Origin of the sequence: Helicobacter pylori SA213A, from assembly GCF_000476275.1 — a bacterium.
GTDB classification, from domain to species: domain Bacteria; phylum Campylobacterota; class Campylobacteria; order Campylobacterales; family Helicobacteraceae; genus Helicobacter; species Helicobacter pylori_CL.
Window position 1 is genome coordinate 1 of the sequence record NZ_CBOM010000038.1, and the last position, 2,903, is coordinate 2,903.

General features: G+C 31.0%; 2 protein-coding genes. One reads left to right on the forward strand and one right to left on the reverse strand.

Annotated features, from left to right (window positions below):
• Window positions 1-109: 109 nt before the first annotated feature.
• Window positions 110-1,525 (reverse strand): hypothetical protein, encoded by a 1,416-nt coding sequence (locus QT74_RS07685; protein WP_033765886.1) that lies wholly within the window; start codon window positions 1,523-1,525, stop codon window positions 110-112.
• 350 nt (window positions 1,526-1,875) lie between these two features.
• Here QT74_RS07685 and QT74_RS07690 point away from each other — a divergent pair, with 350 nt between their 5' ends.
• Entirely contained in the window at window positions 1,876-2,553 is a 678-nt protein-coding gene (locus QT74_RS07690; RefSeq protein ID WP_033598562.1) for a CAAX amino protease, read from the forward strand.
• Window positions 2,554-2,903 lie beyond the last annotated feature (350 nt).

Genomic DNA, 2,903 nt, shown 5'->3' on the forward strand with positions numbered 1-2,903 from the left:
GTACTGGTTTTAGCAACTTCAACATTTTTCATTATTGGTGGCATTATTTTATTTTTACTAAGCGCTAATCGCATGTTACTAACACCAAAAGAACGCATGCGTTAAATCCTTAATCCCACCATTTATCAATTGTGGGGCGTGATAGCCCCAATTCTCTATGACAAGCGATTTTTTTGCCTTGTGGGTTTTGAATACGCCATTCTTGTATAAGCAATTGTTTTGTTCCGCTGTTTTTAGGTCTGCCATCTTTATTGTTCCAAGTCTTTCCCTGTCGACTCTGTTTGACATCTCTTATAGCTCTTGCTATTTCTAAGTGGTTTTCTTGAGTTTGATAATTTCGCCTATTCCTATCAATTCTTAACGCCGTAAGAATTTCAATATCTTTAATCTTAAAACAAGCCAATCCCTTATCATAGCTCTCTAACGCACTATAAACATCTCGCTTGGTTAGGGGATTAGTGTGAGGTATATCTTTTAATTTTTCAAAAACTTCTAACATATCCTTTTCTAGCTCTTGCTTGGATACATCGCATTTGTAAGCATAAATCGCCATACACATCATAAAAAAATAGCGATGCCCTCCCTTAGGCTCTTTGCAACGCTTTTTCCACCACTCATACACATCTTTTTTAATGTGCCATTTCTTTTTTTCTCTTTGTTCGCCCCTAACTATCACTCTCTCATACCATTCGGGAAATTTAATTTTAGTCTCTGCTAAGGTGTATTTGCTCGGTCTAAAACGCTTTAAAATATCCACTCTCTTGTCTTCTTTGACATATTGGTTCATATATTCTAAGCTCACTCTGTCGCCTGTTTTAAAGGCGATAATCTTATTGCCATGCTTTTCGTTAATGCTCCCTACCATTCTAAAAGATTGATTGATAGATTGGTATTGAGTTTCTTTTTCTTTACTAGTTTCTTTATAACGCCAAATATTGAATGTAAGAGCGTATTTATAAGCTTTAAGCTGGAGTTTGATATTTGGAAATAAATCTATAGGCTTATCAAAGACATAATACACATGCAAACCTACCCCACTTAAAACAATAAAGGTCGGTCTAGGTATAGGCCAAAAATATTTGCTAGGCTCGTTTTTTTCACAATATTTAACCACTTCAAAGAAAGCGGTAATTTCTTTTAACCCCACCCCATCTAAATCAAAAATTAAAGCATTCATTTGTTGAGCATGAGCTAAGTCATTATGCCTACCCCTATAACTTAAGCCACTACATAGCGTTAAATCGTTTTCTAGCACAAAATCAATATAATCATCGCCCCAAGTGTCTTTAAGCATTATACGGCGTTTTAAAGTGGGTTTATCGGTATCATTTAGAGTTGTCTTTAAGTCTTTATACAAAAACACAGCATTTGGTTTAGAAAAATCCTTATTTATTTCGCCCTTGCTCTCACAATTAGGAAAAATAAAACTATAAAAATCATCCCCATTGCTCCATTCTTCATAATCATTGTAAAACAAGAAATCCTTACAATCCAAATAGTCACCTAATTTCCTACCAACTACCATAACTAACATACCTTACATCATAATCTAATAAATCATTTATTGTTTCAAAAAAGTTCATTTTCTTTTAAAAAACAAAAAACATTTTTTAAAAAACACATGATTTATAACTAAATAAGTTATAAATAATAACATAATCACTAAACACCACCATGGGGGGCTTATATTTATCAATATTGTTTTTTTTACATTTTAACATAAATTTCGAATCATTTTTTTGAATTTTTAGTATTTAGGACTTTTTAATTTTAAGTGCTATTTTCACATTAGATTGCATTAAGAAAGATAGTAAATAGGCTTTTAACTAATTTGGCATTTTAGTTATAATTTTTCAAAAAACCTTAAGAGAAATTATGCAAGATTTGCGATATTTCAAGAATAATATTACGCTTATTCTATCCAAAGACAGATTAGATACTTATAACAGCCTAGAACAATATAAAGAAAATTTAAAACTCATTGCTTCTATCACGCCTAAAATCTCTAACTTAGAAATTTATTTACGCAACGCTTTAGACTATTGCTTGACTCAAATCAAAGGGAGTGATTGGGTATTTAAAAGCAACAATCAAGACATTAAAAAAGCTATTAGTCGTTTTGAAAAGGAAAAATTAAAATACCCTAGTAAGAACGATATTCTATCTAGGCTAACATTGGGGACTATTGTTAGCCTTATTATCACTAATCATTTGCAGTTTCCAATTCTTAGTCTTAAAAATATGGATTTTAAGCAATATTACAATGGCAATACTAACAAAATTCGCATTGGTTTTAATAGGAGTAAAATTTCTAATGTTTTAAAGTCTAAAATTACACTCAATCTTTTAAGAAATATTAGAAATCGCGCGTATCATTGGGAAAACTTACTTAAAACTAAACATGACACGCCAAATATAACCAATGAGATTGATGGAGTTATTGTAGGGATTATGCCAAATAAGATTACTTTGTTCTTAAATGATTTAATTAAAAGTGTTGGAAATAAAGATTTAGAGAAGTTAAGCGAGTTTGGGTGTCAGTCCACCCTATAGCTCTTACCCCTATTATAACAAATTTATGTTAGATTATAATCTTTTTTAAAAAATTACTCATGTTTAAAAAACTTTCAAAAAAAACTTTTTACTTTTGGGCTTCTAATTATTTTTTTAGCTAGATTGTTAATACTAATCGCATATTATCTACTTTTCTAAACTAGATAGGTTTGCTAATCAATAAACTTCTAAACCAAAGAACACACGATAATGACCTACAACCAACGAAAATCAAAAAACCGACTAATGATATACCTAACACCATAAAAAACGATTTTAGGCAAAATACAGAGCATTAAGATGCTAATTATTCAAACTCAAAACCTAAAGGGCACAGACAATCTCAATCG

Excerpts from the sequence above, each read along its gene's own strand:
- QT74_RS07690 (WP_033598562.1), top strand. The coding sequence starts at position 1,876 with ATGCAAGATTTGCGATATTTCAAGAATAATATTACGCTTATTCTATCC.
- QT74_RS07685 (WP_033765886.1), bottom strand. The coding sequence starts at position 1,525 with ATGGTAGTTGGTAGGAAATTAGGTGACTATTTGGATTGTAAGGATTTC.